This window comes from Mesorhizobium sp. M7A.F.Ca.AU.002.02.1.1 (genome assembly GCF_003998535.1).
Lineage (GTDB): Bacteria > Pseudomonadota > Alphaproteobacteria > Rhizobiales > Rhizobiaceae > Mesorhizobium > Mesorhizobium ciceri.
This window is the reverse complement of the sequence record NZ_RZPB01001234.1, coordinates 1-1,129: the sequence shown is the minus strand read 5'-3', so window position 1 is coordinate 1,129 and position 1,129 is coordinate 1. Positions and strand designations below refer to the sequence as shown.

Below are 1,129 nucleotides of genomic sequence, written 5' to 3'. Positions count from 1 at the left end.
CGGCGCCGGTGCGCTGGATCTGGGCGAAGACGTCGTGATGAGCGGTCGAGCGGCCGGCGCCATTGGGAAAGGCCGGCAGCGAAAAGTCGATGGCGAAGAATTTCGCCAGCACCCATTCGGCCTTCGGCCCGGCAATGCGGATGGCGGTGCGGCCGTGCGAGAGATCGGTCACCGTGCCGATGGCCGAGGTCACCACCTTGGCAAAGGCAGCGGCCAGCCCTTCGGCCTCGTCGGCAACGGTGAACTTTCCCGGCGCGAAGCCGAACACTGACTTGACCCCGTCGCTCACTCCGCCGCCGGCGCCATCGGGAAGCGCCAGCCCGGTGACGGTGCGGATGGCTGCGATCAGCCTCTTCTCCTCGCCGGGCCAGGCGGCGAGTTGCACGATCGAGCCCGGCCTCGTCTCGGTCAGGATGATCTCGACGCCATGCTCGAAATTGCCGTGCGAGCCGACGTGAAATTCCGGCTCAAGCGGGGATTGGTGCTCAACCATGCATGCGGCTCCCGTCCGGATCGAAGAAGTGGTTGGAGACGATCTCGACCGGTCCGAACCGGTTGCGCAAGGGATCGGAGACGTGGGCGCGCGTGCCGTGCCGTGCCTTGCCGCCCTCGACCAGCGCCAGCGCGATATGTCTGCCGAGCGCCGGCGAATAGCAGCAGGCGGTGATATGGCCGATGGAGTCGTGCGGATTGGCTTCGTCAACCTCCTCGACGATGTGGGCGCCACCGTTGAGCGGCCGGTTATCGAGAGCGATCAGGCCGACCAGTTCGAGGCGGTCCGATGCGATCAAGCCTTCGCGGTCCATCATCGCCGAGCCGATGAACGGCTTCTTCTTCGACAGCATCCAGTCGAGATGCAGGTCGCGCGCCGTGGTGCGGCCGTCGATCTCGGCGCCGGTGACATGGCCCTTTTCGATGCGCATGGTGCCCAATGCCTCAAGACCGTAGGTGACCAGCCCGAACGGCTTGCCGGCTTCGACAAGCGCTTTCCAGACATGGGTGCCATGGCCGGCGCCGGAATAGACCTCGAAGGCCATTTCACCGGAGAAGGACAGCCGGCAGATCATCACCGGCACGACTGATATTTCGCCGCGCACGATGCCCATGAAGGGCAAGGTGGCGTTGTCGA

2 protein-coding genes are annotated in these 1,129 nt (G+C 65.4%); both read right to left on the bottom strand.

What is annotated here, in order from left to right; translation table 11 throughout:
• The coding region (locus EN879_RS36755) for a sarcosine oxidase subunit gamma (RefSeq protein WP_127274757.1) at positions 1 to 493 on the bottom strand (493 nt) is incomplete at its 3' end.
• On the bottom strand, positions 486 to 1,129 hold a 644-nt coding region (locus EN879_RS36750), incomplete at its 5' end, for an aminomethyltransferase family protein (RefSeq protein WP_245493942.1). The genes EN879_RS36750 and EN879_RS36755, both read right to left, overlap by 8 nt.